Genomic DNA, 15999 nt, shown 5'->3' on the forward strand with positions numbered 1-15999 from the left:
ATTGTGAATCCATTTTCAAGGCAGGAATTTGAAAGATTTAATTATTGTAGAATCACCAACAAAAGCAAAAACTATTAAGAATTTTCTAGGCAATCAATACGAAGTCATCGCGTCTAAAGGGCATATTAGAGATTTACCCAAGCATACTTTCGGGATTAAAATTGACAATCAAAATTTTGTCCCAGAATATAAAATTGACGCATCGCACGAACAAGTTGTCAAAGAGTTAAAGAAACTAGCAAAGGGCGCAAAACAAGTCTATATCGCAACCGATGAGGATAGAGAGGGAGAGGCGATAGGATTCCATATTGCCACTGCGATTGATAAAGACCCTCACAAGCTACCAAGAATCGTATTTCACGAAATCACGCAAAAGGCGATTGAGGATTCTTTGAAGCACCCGCGCTTCATTGATATGGATAAAGTCAATGCGCAACAAGCAAGACGATTGCTAGATAGAATCGTGGGGTATCGCTTAAGCCCTTTGATTGCCTCTAAGATTCAGCGGGGCTTGAGTGCTGGGAGAGTGCAAAGTAGTGCGCTTAAAATTATCGTGGATAGGGAAAAAGAGATTTTAGACTTTAAACCTGTTGTGTATTATCAAATCAAAAGTAGCTTCAATGCGGAATCTAGCACGATAGAAGCGGAATTGGTAGAGTTTAAGGGCAAGAAACTAGACAAATTAAGCATTAAAACAGAAAAAGAGGCAAAAGAGATTGTCCAAAGCTTGAAAAATGCAAAGTTTGTCCTTGAAAAAATAGAAAACAAACGCCGCAAAACCGCTACCCCTCCTCCCTTTATGACTTCCACTTTACAGCAAAGTGCAAGTTCGTTGCTTGGATTCTCTGCTTCGCGCACAATGCAGAGCGCACAAAGGCTTTATGAGGGTGTAATGACACACAAAGGCTCTATGGGTGTGATTACTTATATGCGAACCGATAGCCTAAATATCGCAAAAATCGCCCAAGATGAGGCACGCAAACTCATCGCAAAAACCTATGGCAAAGAATATGTGCCAAGTAAGCCAAAAGTCTATACCACCAAAGCAAAGGGCGCACAAGAGGCACACGAGGCGATTCGCCCGACATTAATGGATTTCACACCACAGGTTGCGGCGCAATATTTAAAGGGCGATGAATTAAAGCTTTACACGCTTATTTACAAGCGATTCTTTGCTTCACAAATGCAAGATGCAGAATTTGAATTGCAGAATCTTTGGATTCAAAGCGATGTAGCATTGCTCAAGGCAGGGGGTAGAAAGCTTGTTTTTGATGGATTTTATCGTGTGTTGGGCAATGAGGATAAAGACAAATTGCTTCCGCCCTTGCAGGTTCAAAGCACAATGGAGCTAAAAAAATGCAGTGAGGAGAAGTGCGAAACTGAACCTCCTGCAAGATTCTCTGAAGCAAGTTTGATTAAAACTTTAGAATCCTTAGGAATCGGGCGTCCAAGCACTTATGCGCCCACGATTTCACTGCTTACTTCAAGGGATTATATTACGATTGAAAAAAAGCAAATCAAACCCCAAGAAGTCGCCTTTAAAGTCATAGAGTTGCTAGAGAAGCATTTTAATGAAATTGTGGATTCCAAATTTACCGCAAATTTGGAGGAAAAGCTTGATGAAGTGGCGGAATCCAAGCAGGATTGGCAGAAGCTACTATGGGAGTTTTATGAGCCTTTTATCCAAAAAATCAGTGAGGGCAAATCTAGCATTCAAAGTCAAAAATTAGCAATTCCCACGGGGGAGCTTTGTCCGCTTTGTGGCAAAGAGCTTGTGCGTAGAAGTAGTCGGTATGGCGAGTTTGTGGGTTGTAGCGGTTATCCTAAGTGTAAATATATCAAAAAAGAAGAGAATCCCTCCAATGAGGAATCAGAGGATTTTGGCGTGTGTGAAAAATGCGGTCAAGCAATGGTGAAAAAACGCGGCAGAAATGGCGAGTTTCTAGCTTGTAGCGGTTATCCTAAATGCAAAAATGCTAAACCCCTAAAGCCCACGCAAAAATCCGCCCCACAGAAGCTAGAGAATGTGCAATGTCCTAAGTGCGGAGGGGATATTTTAGAAAGAAATGGGCGATATGGGAAGTTTTATAGTTGTGGAAATCACCCCAAATGCGACTTTATCGCTAAATTTCCACCGATAAACCAAAAATGCCCCAAGTGTGGTTCTTTGCTTATGCGTAGAACCTTTAGAAATAAACCCATTTTGGAATGTTCTAATCCAGAATGCAAGGAAAGAATGGACGATACACCATAAACTTTAAGGAGAAAAAATGACACAAGAAGTTTTAGATTTTTTAGATAAGAATGTAGGTTTTTTAGCAACCAAAGGAACTTGCGGAAATCCGCGTGTGCGCCCGATGCAGTCTCCTTTGTTTTTTGAGGGCAAACTCTATTCTTGCACCTCTAAGGCAAAGGGAATCTATAAACATATCCAAAATTTTGCGAATGTAGAATTAAGCGCATTTGATGGCAAAGAGACTTGGATTAGAATCCGCGCCAAAGCCGTTTTTGAGGATAATTTAAAGGTAAAAGAGGCAATGTTTGAAAAATACGAAGTGGTAAGGAATATTTACAAAACACCAGAGAATCCGGAATTTGCAGTCTTTTATTTTGAGAATCCTAGTGTGAAGATTCAAAGTTTTAGTGGCAGAGATGAGGTTATTAAAGGATAAGAAAAGGGATAAAATGCAAGAGATTTTTTTATGCAGTATTTGCAATGTTTCTAGTGGAAGTTGTGCGGAGGATTGCGCATATTGCACACAAAGCGCGAAGTATAATGCAGAGATTGACAAGTATAAATACAAGCCGATTCCCCAAATTGTGGAGGAAGCAAGGAGGGCAAGTGCAAATGGTGCGCTTGGATTTTGTCTTGTTACAAGTGGGCGCAATTTGGATTCTAAACGCACAGAATACATTGCAGAGGCTGCTAGGGCGATTGTAAAAGAGGGTTTGCATTTGCATTTAATCGGTTGCAATGGAATTGCTAGTGTGGAATCCCTAGTGGAGCTAAGAGAAGCGGGAATTGCGAGTTATAATCATAATTTAGAAACAAGCCAGAATTTCTTTCCAAACATTTGCACCACGCACAGCTTTGAGGAGCGATTCCAAACAAATGAAAATGCGCGAAAAGCAGGGCTTGGAATATGCTGTGGTGGAATCTTTGGAATGGGAGAGAGTTGGCAGGATAGAATGGACTTCCTCTATGCCTTGCAAACATTAAAACCGCATACCACCCCGATTAATTTTTTTATCCCCAATCCCGCGTTACCCCTAAAACAAGAGATTCTAAGTCAAGAGGAAGCATTGGAGTGCGTGAAGTTAGCGCGGGAATATTTGCCTAATGTGCGGTTGATGATTGCAGGGGGCAGGGAGCGCGTGTTTGGCGAGAATCAAAAGCAACTCTTTGAAAGCGGGATTAATGCGGTGGTGTTGGGCGATTATCTCACGACAAAAGGCAACACGCCAAAAGAGGAAGTGGAGCGGATTCAATCCTATGGATATGGAATTGCAACAAATTGTGAGAAATAATGGAAGCAAAGAACCCACAAGAGAATCCGAAGCTTTTGCGATTCCAAACTTTCTTTAGCCTAGATTTACTCAAAAGCATTTGCGCGAAAATTTGGATACTCGTGCGCTATTTGTATGTGTTTTTAAAGGGCGATTTGCTGTATTATGCCTCAAGCCTTAGTTTTTATACGATTTTCGCGCTTTTACCTATGCTTTTGATTGTGTTTTCACTTGTTGCCGCAATGCCAGAATTTAAAGAAAATTTAGAGAGTTTCAAGAATCTCATTATCACAAACTTTATCCCTACGCATTCCGATGTTTTTTTAAGCTATATGGATAGTTTTTTGCAAAACTCCACTAAGCTTGGTGGAATGGGGTTTATCTACGCCTTTGTAACTTCTATTTTGTTTTTTAAAAATTATCAAGACATTGCCGGAAAAATTTTTCATACGAAAGGGCGCGGGTTTTGGGATTCTATTTCTGTATATTGGACTTGTATGACGCTTTTTCCGCTTGGGATTTTATTCTCCATTTATTTAAGCACCAAAGCGTATGCGTATTTGCAAGAATTAGGTTATAGTGCTTCGATTGCTTGGTTTTTTCAGCTTACACCTTATTTGGTGGCGTGGGCGGTGTTTTTTATGCTTTTTAAAATCTCTGCAAATACCAAGATTAGTAACAAAAACACCTTAACAAGCTCCCTTATCACCGCGCTTTTGTGGTCTATTTGCAAATGGGGATTTGTCTATTATGTGTTTTATAACAAAGCCTATTTAACGCTTTATGGCTCTTTTAGTATCTTACTTTTTTTGTTTATTTGGGTTTATTTGTCGTGGGCGATTCTACTTTTTGGAATGAGCCTTAGCCGCGGGATTGACGAAGTGTTTATTCAAGAGTTGGAATCGCAAAGCGAGTAGAGGGAGTTTGTAGCAACTTAGCCTCCTTATGGGATTCCGCTAAATATTAAACCGCTTTAAGCTTCCCATTGCGTCATTGCGAGAGATTTGTTAAAATCTCGCGGCAATCTATAATCTCATCAACCCTTGATTCTGCAATGGAATCTCTAAAGGCGAGATTCTTTCATTTAGACTGCTCGTTGTGCTTACGCACCGCTTCGCAATGACGATAAAGCAACCTTTGCGATTCTACCACCTCGTCATTGCGAGGAATGAACGCAGTGAATGACGAAGCAATCTATAATATAGAATCTCACCGAAGTGTTTGCAATACAATCTTTAATAATGGCATACTTTTTGCTTAAGATTCTACATAGCGATTCTAGTGGAGATTTTGTTTTTGCTTCACGCTCTATCAACCCAGAACCGACAATGAGTGCTAAAATTTATATTAAGTGAAAAGCTATGGAATCTTTTATTAATGCTTATAGCGGTAGAAATATCACTATTACAAACCAAATCAATCAAGTCTCTAGCCCAAACGATTTTGATTCTCGTAGTGAATTTGAACTGCTTATGACACAAGTTTTAGGAGATTTGCAAGAACAAGGCAAAAAAGAAGAGGCTTCAAGCCTCTTTGCATTTATTGGTGGGGCAAATTGGATATTACGACATAGGGAAGGCTCACCAGCGCAAAGCGTAAGCGATATTGCAAAATTGATTTCTATCATAGAATCTCCAACTGATATGCAACCTAGCACTTATTTAGGGCAGACAGAAAGTCCAGAGCATTTTGAGAAACGCAAATCCCAAGCCATTGACATTTTAAGCGAGATTCTACAAGGGATTAAGGCGTAAGATTCCATTGTTTCTTTCCTTTATGCGAGATTATGGATTGCTTCGGCTAATGCCTCGCAATGACAGAATATTAACCATTGCGTCATTGCGAGAAAATTTGAAAAATTTTCGTGGCAATCCATAATGTTGAATTAATTAAAAGATTCTATTGTAGAAATTGATTTTTGCAAGATTATGGATTGCAACGATTCCACTAATGCAGAATCTTATAATGACAAGGTGGGGCGCAATATGGAATCTCTTAAGTATGCTTGATTATGGATTGCTTCACTAGCGTTCGCAATGAAGTGGTGGAATCCCTCAAGTGCGCAATATTATAGATTGCTCTGTCTTTTCATTCCTCGCAATAACAGGATTTAATGAATAGAATCTTTTTGGAGTAAGGCAAAAACTTTTTCTATAATGAGTTGAGGTTTGACATCTCTAGCTTTTTTGCTTTCACTTTGCAAACACCATTCAATCTGCCCCCAAGTCCCCCATCTAGCAATATCTATATTATCAAAAATCGTAATTGCTTTGGCATTACAAGCTCCAAAGATATGAGCTATACCGCCTTCAAAGGCAAGTGTCAGCAAAGCTCCCCTAGCAAGAGCTGCGACTTCATCAAGTGTTTTTGTGGCTTTGTATTCGCAATTTTCTAATTTTGCTAATGTTTCGCACCTTAACTTATCCTCGCTATCTCCTATTACCACAACAAAAGGCAGGGCTTGGATAATCTCTTGGAGAGATTCTAAAGGATAGGGGTTGTCTTTTAAGCGTCTGCTTGAGATATGGAAAAGTATATAAGGGGGTGTATCTATATTATTATAAGCATTAGGATACGCATAAGCGGTTTTCTCTCCTCCATATTCTACGCCTAATGGTGCTAAAATATCCAAGCATACCATTACTTCGTGGTGGTGTATAATGGGGGTTTCTACAAAATTTGGTATGCCTTTAACTTTGGAATCCTCTTTGCTCCCTGCTCCATAACAGATTTTTCCTCTTGCACATTTAGCAAACAAGCTAGAATATTTAGAGGGTGCTATTCGCAAGATGACAACCACATCATAACGCTCTTTAAAAAGGCAAAATAGAATCCAACCTTTGTAAAACAAGGCTTTTAGTTTGTTATAAATTCCCCTTATGTGTTTCGTTTTGGTGTAAATGTAAATTTTATCCAAGTAAGGATTGCGCCCCTCCTCTCCGATAACAACAGGCGCATTAAGGCTATTTACAACAATATCAATTTGTGCTTGGGGATATTTTTTCTTAAGTGCTTCAAAACAAGGGGTGGAGCAGACTAAATCCCCAATATTATCGTTTCTAATGAGTAAAATTTTCATTCATAGCCTTAAAATCACAAATTTTATAAAAGAATTATAGCATTAATAGAACAACAGAGGGCTTGAAACATTTTTGTTTTTACTTATTCTTTGTGGTGATGCAATAATAGGCTTTTGTAATTATGAGAATAGCAACACGATTCCACTAATGCAGAATCTTGCAATGACAAGGTGGGGCGAAATATGGAATCTTTTAAGTATGTTTGATTATGGATTGCTTTATTTGTTTCCCTTGTTGTTAATGATAGATAACTACCATATTTTTCTAAGAAAATTGAGGTTTTTATAGTAATGGAATATGAGGCGGAATCACAAAAGACTGCAATAAACCCCAAAATATAATAATTTGGTATTTATGATTTGGCGTTTTTTGCTTCTTTATAGTCGCAACATATACATTGATTTATTTGTGGATTTTTTAACCTCTTTGGGTTGGTAGAAATTATTTTTAATTTTATAAATTGTTGGGATTCTATTTTAACTCATTTGTAATCCATAATTAAAACCTTTATTTCGATATTAAGCAAACTTATTGTAGTATTTAACTATAAATTTTGTTATTGGAAAGTATAAATGCCAAGAAGTGTGGCACAAACAAAAGGCAATTTATTGGTATTTTCGGATTTTGATTCTAGATTAAAATGGGGATTATCAATGGCTCATTGCCTTGAAAGTGAGTTTGAAAAGATTGTTGTATATCATAGAGAGGACAATTTCAAGCAAATTCAATTTTATTTGGAACGCAACTATCTTTTAAAATATTATAAGAATAGAAATGAAATATTCGATGATATAGATGTTTTTGAAAAAATTCAAGTTATAATTTTGGCTATGGGTGGGACAGAAAATATTTATTTTTTGCATAAATTACAAAAATATTTTACCGTAGAACATACAAGACCTATTGTGGTTGCTGGAATGAATGGCTTAACGGATTGTAATGATTTGCACGCTTTGTTGTGTCGCGTGGGTGCTGATATTATTTGCGTTAATTCTTATAGCAACTTTATTGCTTTTAAGAAAAAAATGTTGGCGTTATCAATAGAAAGCGACAGTTTATTGTTGTTTGGTTATATGAGAAATTATGAGAAGGTTATGCAGAGTAGGTCTCGTAATTGTAATCAAATGACAACACTGATTGTGGGTCAGGCAAATATGCCATCACAACGTAAGCAACAAAGATATTTTATGAATAAGATTTATGCATACGCAATAAAATATCCTGAAAGAAAAATCATTATTAAACAAAGAAGTATTGCAAATAAAAACCATATGAATTTTTATTTTGAGAGATATAAAATTTTACAACCTTGGAAGTGGCGTATAGTTTTTTCTATAAAAATGCCCAAAAATGTAGTATTTAGCGATGAACCTATTGAGAAATTATTTCTGCAAGCCGATTTGTGTCTAGGTTTCCATTCAACCGCCTTAATAGAGTCAATTAATCTCGGAATTCCTACTCTTGTGATCAAAGATTTTGGCATAGGTAAAAATGTTGGCAATCATGACTTTATAGAAAGTGGATTATTGGCTTCTTTGGACGATTGGATAAATGATAAGATTCCACGAGTTAATCAAAAATGGAAAGAGGAAAATTGCAATTTTGCTACAAGCGATGAAGTGCGACAATTAAAAGATTTGATTAAGCAAAAGGTGTTTAAGCAAAATAAAGAAGCGATTAAGCAGTATTATTCACAAGAGAGATTTCCTTATTTTTATCAAAAAATAAAATTTTATTAAACTTTTTAAAGGAGTTTTGTTATGTATAAACCAAATAAAGAATACCTAAACAAATGTCAAAGAGATGTTGAGCATTATAAAGATATAGAATCCAAAAGCGCAGAAGATATTTTTCGTTATCGAAATTCTTTGGATTCTTTAGGGAGGGCTTTGGAAGTATATGAATCTTTATATTTCTATGAGTTTAAGAAGTGTTCAGAACATAAATACTTAACTATTACTTTGCATCCACATCCAAGGAAATTTTTATTTAAATCCCAGCGTTTTTTAGGGGATGTAATTTATATGTCTACTAGAGGCAATACGACTTATTACTTGTATGGTGTTGATTTTTTTGTAAAAATGGTTTTGGATTTGATTCGGGTAAATCGTTACTCGTTAGTTTGCTTGGTGGGAAGCTCTAAAGGTGCAAGTGGGGCATTGGTGCTTGGAAAAAGACTGAAAGATGCAGTGATAAGAAATCGCTTGAAATGTAAAGTCCAAGTTACTGCTTTTTCGCCAATGATTGATTTAGTAGTAAGCGAAAAAACCCCCCCAAGTTGTGAGACTTTGAAAGCTTTGTCAGAGGCAAATTACTTTTATAAATATTTTTTTGCTTTAGGCGGTGGTGGACGTATTGATAAAATTTTTAATGAAAGGGAAAATGACTTTTTCGTTGTATATGGTGAAAAATCAGTGATTGACGCTTATCATTGTGAATTATTGCGAGGAAAAGTGGAGTTAATAAAATTGGAAGCTATTGACACTCATGGGACAGCAGCTTTTTTCCCTTTTGATGATGTGAAAAATGAGCAATACTATCAAAAACTTTATAATTCTATAGTATCGCAACAAGAAAACGATAACGATATGAAGTTTTTGGATAGCCAAGCAGTGAAGATGTCTTTTGAGGAATTTAAAGAATATGCTTTTAAGGTTAGAGAATTATATTTTAAAAAAATATTTCCTACTGCAGTTTGTGATACAAATGTAAAGCTTTATACAAATGAGGATTTACTGATAAACCTTAAACAAATTAATGCAAATTTGAAAAATCAAATAACTTCCGTTGCTCAAGACTTAAAGCAATCTCGAGAGGTAATTGATTCGCATAATTTTAAGAAGCAAGCATTAGAAATTAAAAATTTAGAACAAGAATATATTATTAAACAGTTACAAATTAAACAATTACAAAAGCAGTTGGAGGGTGTCTCAAAGGAATCCACATCGCAAAAAGCTAAAGATTCAGAATCCAAACAAAAGTTATCTGATTTTAAATTGTGTATAACAGCAAAAGATAGAATTCATAATCACTTGGCTTACAAATTAGGTTCTGCAATGATTCTAAACTCTAAAAGCTTGTGGGGATATATCAGGATGCCTTATGTGTTAAGCTTCATCAGAGCCCAGCATAAATTTGAACAAGAGAAATACAAACAGACAATCGCAAAAAATCCTGCTTTGAAACTCCCCAAGTTAGAATCCTATGCAGATTATAAAGAAGCCCTAAAGGAAAAAGAAAGCTTTACTTATAAATTAGGGGAGGCATTTATTGCTGCTAATTCTGCGGGGGGGGGGGGGATATTTGCTTATCTCGCCTTTTTCAAAGAAGTGCGTAGGCTAAAGAGAGAGTTAAAGAAAAAAAAGAGTGCGGGATAATTGGTGGGCGGCGGGAGTTTGCTTTGGCAAACCTTAAGTAGGTTTGCCAAAGCTGTCCCAAATTCGATATATAGAAAACATTATCGCATTTGGGACAGCTTCGGCAAGTTGAAACTTTAATTGAATTTGAAAGGTGAGCAAGATGAAACAAGTTATGCTAGATATTAAAAGAATGTTGGTAAAACCACAATATAAAACATATTATTATGATGCAAATAAAGAAAATAAATGCGATAATGTTTTCTATATATCGCATTTGGGACAGCTTCGGCAAGTTGAAACTTTAATTGAATTTGAAAAGTTGTCTAACAATTTATTGATCATTGGATATACAAACAAGAATCTTGAAATGCCTAGTTTTGTTCTTGAACAAGCAGATAAAAATAAATTTGAAAATATTATTTGTGTTGAAATAATGGCATCCCCAAATTATTTGACTCCGGGAAAAATTAAGCAAATAAAATATATTTATAAAAGACTATGTGAGGGCATAACAGCAAAAGAGTTATATCTACTTAGCATAGAAGGACACTATGCGATATTTGCAAAATATATGAAAGATAAAGGTGTGTCGATTAATCTAATGGAGGAAGGAACAGCAACATACAAATTTGAAAGAAAAAATAATCAAATATATATTAATAGTCCAGTCGTGAGAATGGGTTTGCATACCAAAATTGTTTGTAAGTTATTTGGTATTGATAAGGATCTTTTGGTTGAAAATTTTAATAAAATCTATGTTGCTTTTCCTGAAAAGTTAAAAAATGTATTTGAAGCTAATGAATATATTTTATTTTTTGCTCATATTAATTTGAATGTTGGAGAATCAATCAACAAAATTATAGAAGAATATGCAATAACTTCACAAGATATTATTTTTGTTTCTCAAAGATTTGACATTGATTTTGATATTTTTGCGGCACGAATATTAGATATTTTAGAAATATATGCTGCTTCATTTAAAACAAGGGTTTTCATAAAGCATCATCCAAAAGAAACCCCCAATCAGATATCATCATTTCGCAAAGAAATCATCAAGAGAAAATTGGGGGATAAAATAATATCTATATCTGATAAAGCTTTTTTGGTTGAAAATATACTATTTGCTGTTGGCACTAGAATGTTGGTAGGATTAACTTCCACTTCTTTAGTTTATTGTCCAATCATAAATAAAAATACAATGGTATATTCTATTGCCCCAATGTTTTTAAGGAGCTTGGGTTTCCTTGATGAAGCGCAAAAACAAATGTTATCAACACATCTTAGTGAGCTACAAAGAACTTTTGTCGGTATTAGAATGGTATCTTCGGCGAAAGATATTGTTGAAAGTAATATCAATAGCAATGAATTAGAAATTGATGAATCAAATGTAGCAATAGAAATGGCAGACAGAAGCTTTGTTGAAGGTAAATTTTTAAAAGCTGTTTTTTATTACGGTCAAATTACAACAAATATAGACTTCTTGTGCAAACCTGATATATTATACAATATGCTATATTGCTGGAGCATGTTAGAAAACGACTTTAAGGAATATGATCTTATTATTAAGATAATGCAATTAAATATTGTATTTGATGAAGAAAAGAGTAAGTTGATTTATAAAGAATTAATGCGATTGTTGGATAATTTTTTGAGAAATGGTAATTTTGAAAGGATTGAGAAGCTTGAGAAATTGAGTTTGAAATATAAAGGGATGTCGCTCCATCTTGATTTAAAGGCTATCAAACTAAAAAAAATGCTTTATTTGGAAGATTGGAATGGGGCTTTAGAGTTATATAGCCATTTGGGTGAGAATAACAAAAGAAAATATCACACTGCAATCAAAATTGTGCAAATATGCTTAAAAAATAGTGGAAAGGGTGTTAATATTAATATCGAAGAGATAGAGTGCATAGAAGATGTTGCTGTAAAAGAATGTGTATTTTTGGCATATTTGTATTATTGTGGAGAATACGATGCTATTCGTGATTATATTGCGGGAATTGAAAGCAGCAATGCTTATTTGTTTCAGAAGTATAATAGAAGAATCCTTTTGCAAGAAAAATATCAAGAGCTGATAGAGCAAATACAAAATAATAAAAGCAAAAAAAGAATGATCTTAGATGAATTGCCATATGGCAATGTGAAGGATATTTTGGGGAATTTGATTGAGTGTTTAGAGAATGATAGGTTGAAGAAATGCGCACAGGATATAGAAAGGTTAGTGGGCGGGGGGGGGGGGATTATAGTAGTGTTATTGGAATTATTAAGGTTTTATTCTCGAAATAAATGAATTAATCTTATTTTTTCGCTATAATTTTGGTGTTTTATAGATTTTTTTGCCGCGATTGAGGAGAGAAAAATGCAATTGCCTTATATAGAACTTGGGAGCAGGAAAGTTGGATTGAATTTTAAACCATTGGTGATAGTAGAGATAGGAATCAATCATGGTGGTTCTTTGGAAACTGCTTTTGCAATGGTTGATGCGGCTTATAAATCAGGAGCTGAGGTTATAAAACATCAAACACATATTGTTCAAGATGAGATGAGTGCTCAAGCCAAAAAGGTCATTCCTGGAAATGCTAGTATATCAATTTATGATATTATGGAGCAGTGCGCCTTAAGCGAAGAGGAAGAAGTTGAGCTCAAAAACTATGTTGAAAGCAAGGGAATGTTATTTATTAGCACACCATTTTCTAGGGCAGCCGCTGATAGGCTAGAAAGAATGGGTGTAATTGCTTATAAAATAGGTTCTGGAGAATGCAACAATTATCCTTTGATTGAGCATATTGCAAAATTTAGAAAGCCTATGATTGTAAGTACTGGAATGAATAATATTGTGAGTATCCACAAAACTGTAGAAATATTAAGAAAATACAATGTACCTTATGCGTTATTACATACCACAAATCTTTATCCGACTCCTGTTCATCTTGTGAGATTGGGCGGTATGGAGGCGTTAAAGAACACATTTGAAGACGCGGTAATTGGACTATCAGATCATACCACAAGCAATAGGGCGTGTTTTGCGGCAGTTGCTTTAGGGGCTAGTATTGTTGAGCGGCATTTTACGGATAAAATGGAAAGATCGGGTCCAGATATTATTAATTCAATGGATCCTATTGCGCTTAAAGAATTGATTGTTGGAGTGGAAGAAATAGCATTAATGAGAGGCGGGATTAAAGAGGCTGCAAAGGAAGAGCAGGTAACAATTGATTTTGCTTTTGCGACTGTCGTTTCGATTAAGAACATTAAAAAAGGGGAAACCTTTACAATGGATAATATATGGGTTAAAAGACCAGGAACTGGTCCTATTAAAGCTGAGAAGTTTAATGATATTTTAGGCAAGAAAGCCAGTAGGGATATTGGTGCCGATGAACATTTGGAATGGGACGACATTAATGACTAAAAAAATTGTTTTTTTATCTGGTACAAGAGCGGATTTTGGGAAAATCAAAAGTTTGCTGAAAGTTTGTTCTGAAATTGATTTTGTTGATTATAGTGTCTTTGTAACTGGTATGCATATGCTGAAAAAGTATGGTAGCACTTTCAAGGAAGTTGAAAATTTTACAACCCAAACATATAAATTTATTAATCAAGTCGAAGGGGAATCAATGGAGGCTATTTTAGCAAATACCATTGATGGTTTTTCCAAATATGTCCATGAATATCAGCCAACTTTAATTATTGTTCATGGGGATAGAGTGGAGGCACTTGCAGGAGCAATAGTTGGCAGCATTAATAATATCTTGGTTGCCCATATAGAGGGCGGAGAAAGAAGCGGTACAATTGATGAGTTAATACGACATTCTGTCACCAAGATGTCCCATATACATCTAGTTTCTAATAAGGAAGCAAAAGATAGGGTAATGCAAATGGGAGAATCGCAGGATAGTGTTTTTGTCTTGGGTTCTCCAGATATAGATGTTATGTGTTCTGATCTGCCTAATATTGCAATTGTAAAAGAGAGATATTTGATTGAGTATGAGAGTTTTCATATCGTTTTATTTCATCCTGTTACAACAGAGATAGAATATTTCGAAAAGTATGCTACAATGCTAGTGGATGCTTTGTTGGAAAATGCAAATGAGAATTATATTGTGATTTACCCTAACAATGATATGGGTTCCGATTTGATATTAAGACAATATGCAAGGCTTAACGGTTTAAAGAATTTTAAGATTTTTCCTTCGATTCGTTTTGAATATTTTTTATCATTAATGAAAAATGCAGTATCTGTTATTGGAAACTCTAGTGCCGGCATTAGGGAGGCACCATTTTTTAATATTCCTAGTATCAATATCGGCACAAGACAAAATGGGCGCGGAGCCGCTAAGAGTATTATTGATGTTGATTATAACAAAGATGAAATTAAACAAGCCATAAAATCAGTAAGGCAGATAGATAAAAAATGTTTCCATACAGAAAATCATCATTTTGGCAATGGTGATAGTGCGCATAAGTTTAAAAAAATATTAGAAAGCGATCGGCTGTGGAATATTTCTAGGCAAAAATATTTTATTGACAGGAAGTAAAACAATGAGAAAAATATTAGCTATTATACCAGCACGTGGAGGCAGTAAAGGAATACCAAAAAAAAATATAGCGTCACTTAGTGGAAAACCGCTAATAATATACACAATTGAAGCTGCTTTAAATTCAAAAATTTTTAGCGATATAATCGTGACTACTGATAGTGATGAAATAGCAGAATTGGTATCCAAACAAGGAATAAGCACATTAAAGAGACCTCATGAGTTAGCCACAGACACCGCTAGTAGTATAGATGTGATTGATCATGTGCTAAAAGAAATCCCAAAGGATAAATACGATTGTTTTGCCTTGCTCCAACCAACGTCTCCTTTGAGAAATGCGATGCATATTCAAGAGGCTTGGGAACTTTATAAAAAGAATAATGCTACTACTTTGGTGAGTGTTGTGTCAGTGAGTGATTGTCCGCAAAAGATGTTAGCTAAAAATGCAGATAATGTCTATCCTATTACATCGTATGACGACTTAGTAAAGCCAAGGCAACAGCTTGACAAGGCATATATTCCTAATGGTGCAATATATATATGCAATATCCATAACTTTTTGAAAACAAAATTTCTTTTTGAAAACAAATTGGTCTTGTTTGAAATGAATGAAAGAGATAGTATTGACATTGATACACCTAAAGATCTTGAATGTGCAGAAAATATTTTAAAGGAGATTGCAGTGAACAAAGAGATAAATAGCAACATTAAAGAAATGGTGGATATTCTAAGCGTAAATATGGCAAAAGCCACGCTTTTATACAAGGAGGAAAAATATATTCAGGCGACTGAGGTTTTCTCTTTGGAGGAAAAAGAAAGTAATTTTGGGGCTATACAAATGATTGGAGTTTGTTTCTTTAAAGCAAAAGAGTTTGATAAAACCATAGAATATTTGAGTAGATCTGTTAGCAAATTCCCAACAAAAAGCTCAAAACAAGCCTATTTGTATCTTTTTAATAGTTATGTTCAATTAAATAATGATACGGCGTGTTTTGAGGTGGTGCAAGAGGCTTTGGCAAATAAAAAGGTTGATGGGAGAATGGCTAAAGCTATTTTGGAATTTTTGTGCAAAATTGAAGATATGCAATATTTGTCCTTGATAACTCAAATTTATCCAATATATGAAAAATTTTGTCACGAAAATAATACAGGGATTCCCCAAAGATTTAAGGTAGCCTATGCAAAATACAACTGTTCTCTTAATAGCACTTACAACAAGAAGACTATAGAAGCACCAAAAGATTTATTAGATCTTTTTGAAGTTTTAATACCAACCTACCAAAGAAAAGAGGTTGTTATATCGACAATTAGAGAAATCAAAAAAGTAAATCAATGGGTACATATTAGGGTTATCGATAATGCTTCAACAGATGGCACATATGAAGCACTTAAAAAGCTAGAAGAGGAATATCCGAATTTATATGTATTCCAAAATGAAGAGAATATAGGCTATGCTGGAAGTATGTTTAGATTGTTGAAGGATTGTCCAAAAAAATTTGGAATATTTACTTCAGATGAAGA

The 15999-nt window shown here is 35.1% G+C and carries 13 protein-coding genes; 12 read left to right on the forward strand and 1 reads right to left on the reverse strand.

The window, feature by feature from the left end:
• Window positions 1-28 precede the first annotated feature (28 nt).
• From topA to BS85_RS0105335, 5 genes are all read left to right on the forward strand, one after another.
• Window positions 29-2254, forward strand: a complete 2226-nt coding sequence (gene topA, locus BS85_RS0105315; protein ID WP_026943886.1) for a type I DNA topoisomerase — start codon at window positions 29-31, stop codon at window positions 2252-2254.
• A 16-nt stretch (window positions 2255-2270) separates the two neighbouring features.
• Entirely contained in the window at window positions 2271-2672 is a 402-nt protein-coding gene (locus tag BS85_RS0105320; RefSeq protein ID WP_026943887.1) for a pyridoxamine 5'-phosphate oxidase family protein, read from the forward strand.
• A gap of 13 nt (window positions 2673-2685) precedes the next feature.
• Window positions 2686-3528: a biotin synthase gene (locus BS85_RS0105325; RefSeq protein WP_026943888.1), complete on the forward strand. Its 843-nt coding sequence runs from the start codon at window positions 2686-2688 to the stop codon at window positions 3526-3528.
• Window positions 3528-4424: a YihY family inner membrane protein gene (locus BS85_RS0105330; RefSeq protein WP_084310185.1), complete on the forward strand. Its 897-nt coding sequence runs from the start codon at window positions 3528-3530 to the stop codon at window positions 4422-4424. Before BS85_RS0105325 ends, BS85_RS0105330 begins: the two co-directional genes overlap by 1 nt.
• Before the next feature lie 444 nt (window positions 4425-4868).
• Window positions 4869-5261: a hypothetical protein gene (locus tag BS85_RS0105335; protein ID WP_026943890.1), complete on the forward strand. Its 393-nt coding sequence runs from the start codon at window positions 4869-4871 to the stop codon at window positions 5259-5261.
• A gap of 356 nt (window positions 5262-5617) precedes the next feature.
• Here BS85_RS0105335 and BS85_RS0105340 read toward each other — a convergent pair whose 3' ends face one another.
• Entirely contained in the window at window positions 5618-6586 is a 969-nt protein-coding gene (locus BS85_RS0105340) for a glycosyltransferase family 9 protein (protein WP_026943891.1), read from the reverse strand.
• Window positions 6587-6659: 73 nt separating this feature from the next.
• Here BS85_RS0105340 and BS85_RS11385 point away from each other — a divergent pair, with 73 nt between their 5' ends.
• The 7 genes from BS85_RS11385 to BS85_RS11710 form a co-directional block, all read left to right on the forward strand.
• Window positions 6660-6875, forward strand: coding sequence for a hypothetical protein (locus BS85_RS11385; protein WP_156938061.1), 216 nt, complete (start codon window positions 6660-6662; stop codon window positions 6873-6875).
• A 284-nt stretch (window positions 6876-7159) separates the two neighbouring features.
• Complete coding sequence (locus BS85_RS0105345) at window positions 7160-8326, forward strand: DUF6716 putative glycosyltransferase (RefSeq protein ID WP_026943892.1); 1167 nt, start codon at window positions 7160-7162, stop codon at window positions 8324-8326.
• A 150-nt stretch (window positions 8327-8476) separates the two neighbouring features.
• Window positions 8477-9964, forward strand: coding sequence for a hypothetical protein (locus BS85_RS10855; RefSeq protein ID WP_156938062.1), 1488 nt, complete (start codon window positions 8477-8479; stop codon window positions 9962-9964).
• A 142-nt stretch (window positions 9965-10106) separates the two neighbouring features.
• Window positions 10107-12236 carry an alpha-2,8-polysialyltransferase family protein gene (locus BS85_RS10355; RefSeq protein WP_051604704.1) on the forward strand — a complete coding sequence of 710 codons (2130 nt, stop codon included), beginning with the start codon at window positions 10107-10109 and terminating at the stop codon, window positions 12234-12236.
• Window positions 12237-12305: 69 nt separating this feature from the next.
• Window positions 12306-13352 carry an N-acetylneuraminate synthase family protein gene (locus BS85_RS0105360; RefSeq protein WP_026943893.1) on the forward strand — a complete coding sequence of 349 codons (1047 nt, stop codon included), beginning with the start codon at window positions 12306-12308 and terminating at the stop codon, window positions 13350-13352.
• Entirely contained in the window at window positions 13318-14478 is a 1161-nt protein-coding gene (gene neuC / locus BS85_RS0105365) for a UDP-N-acetylglucosamine 2-epimerase (RefSeq protein WP_245596296.1), read from the forward strand. The genes BS85_RS0105360 and neuC overlap by 35 nt, the downstream gene beginning before the upstream one ends.
• 4 nt (window positions 14479-14482) lie before the next feature.
• On the forward strand, window positions 14483-15999 hold a 1517-nt coding region (locus tag BS85_RS11710; RefSeq protein WP_051604705.1), incomplete at its 3' end, for a cytidylyltransferase domain-containing protein.

Source organism: Helicobacter rodentium ATCC 700285, assembly GCF_000687535.1.
GTDB classification, from domain to species: domain Bacteria; phylum Campylobacterota; class Campylobacteria; order Campylobacterales; family Helicobacteraceae; genus Helicobacter_D; species Helicobacter_D rodentium.

Excerpts from the sequence above, each read along its gene's own strand:
- BS85_RS0105320 (WP_026943887.1), top strand. The coding sequence starts at position 2,271 with ATGACACAAGAAGTTTTAGATTTTTTAGATAAGAATGTAGGTTTTTTA.
- BS85_RS0105325 (WP_026943888.1), top strand. The coding sequence starts at position 2,686 with ATGCAAGAGATTTTTTTATGCAGTATTTGCAATGTTTCTAGTGGAAGT.
- BS85_RS0105330 (WP_084310185.1), top strand. The coding sequence starts at position 3,528 with ATGGAAGCAAAGAACCCACAAGAGAATCCGAAGCTTTTGCGATTCCAA.
- BS85_RS0105335 (WP_026943890.1), top strand. The coding sequence starts at position 4,869 with ATGGAATCTTTTATTAATGCTTATAGCGGTAGAAATATCACTATTACA.
- BS85_RS0105340 (WP_026943891.1), bottom strand. The coding sequence starts at position 6,586 with ATGAAAATTTTACTCATTAGAAACGATAATATTGGGGATTTAGTCTGC.
- BS85_RS0105345 (WP_026943892.1), top strand. The coding sequence starts at position 7,160 with ATGCCAAGAAGTGTGGCACAAACAAAAGGCAATTTATTGGTATTTTCG.
- BS85_RS10355 (WP_051604704.1), top strand. The coding sequence starts at position 10,107 with ATGAAACAAGTTATGCTAGATATTAAAAGAATGTTGGTAAAACCACAA.
- BS85_RS0105360 (WP_026943893.1), top strand. The coding sequence starts at position 12,306 with ATGCAATTGCCTTATATAGAACTTGGGAGCAGGAAAGTTGGATTGAAT.
- neuC (WP_245596296.1), top strand. The coding sequence starts at position 13,318 with ATGAACATTTGGAATGGGACGACATTAATGACTAAAAAAATTGTTTTT.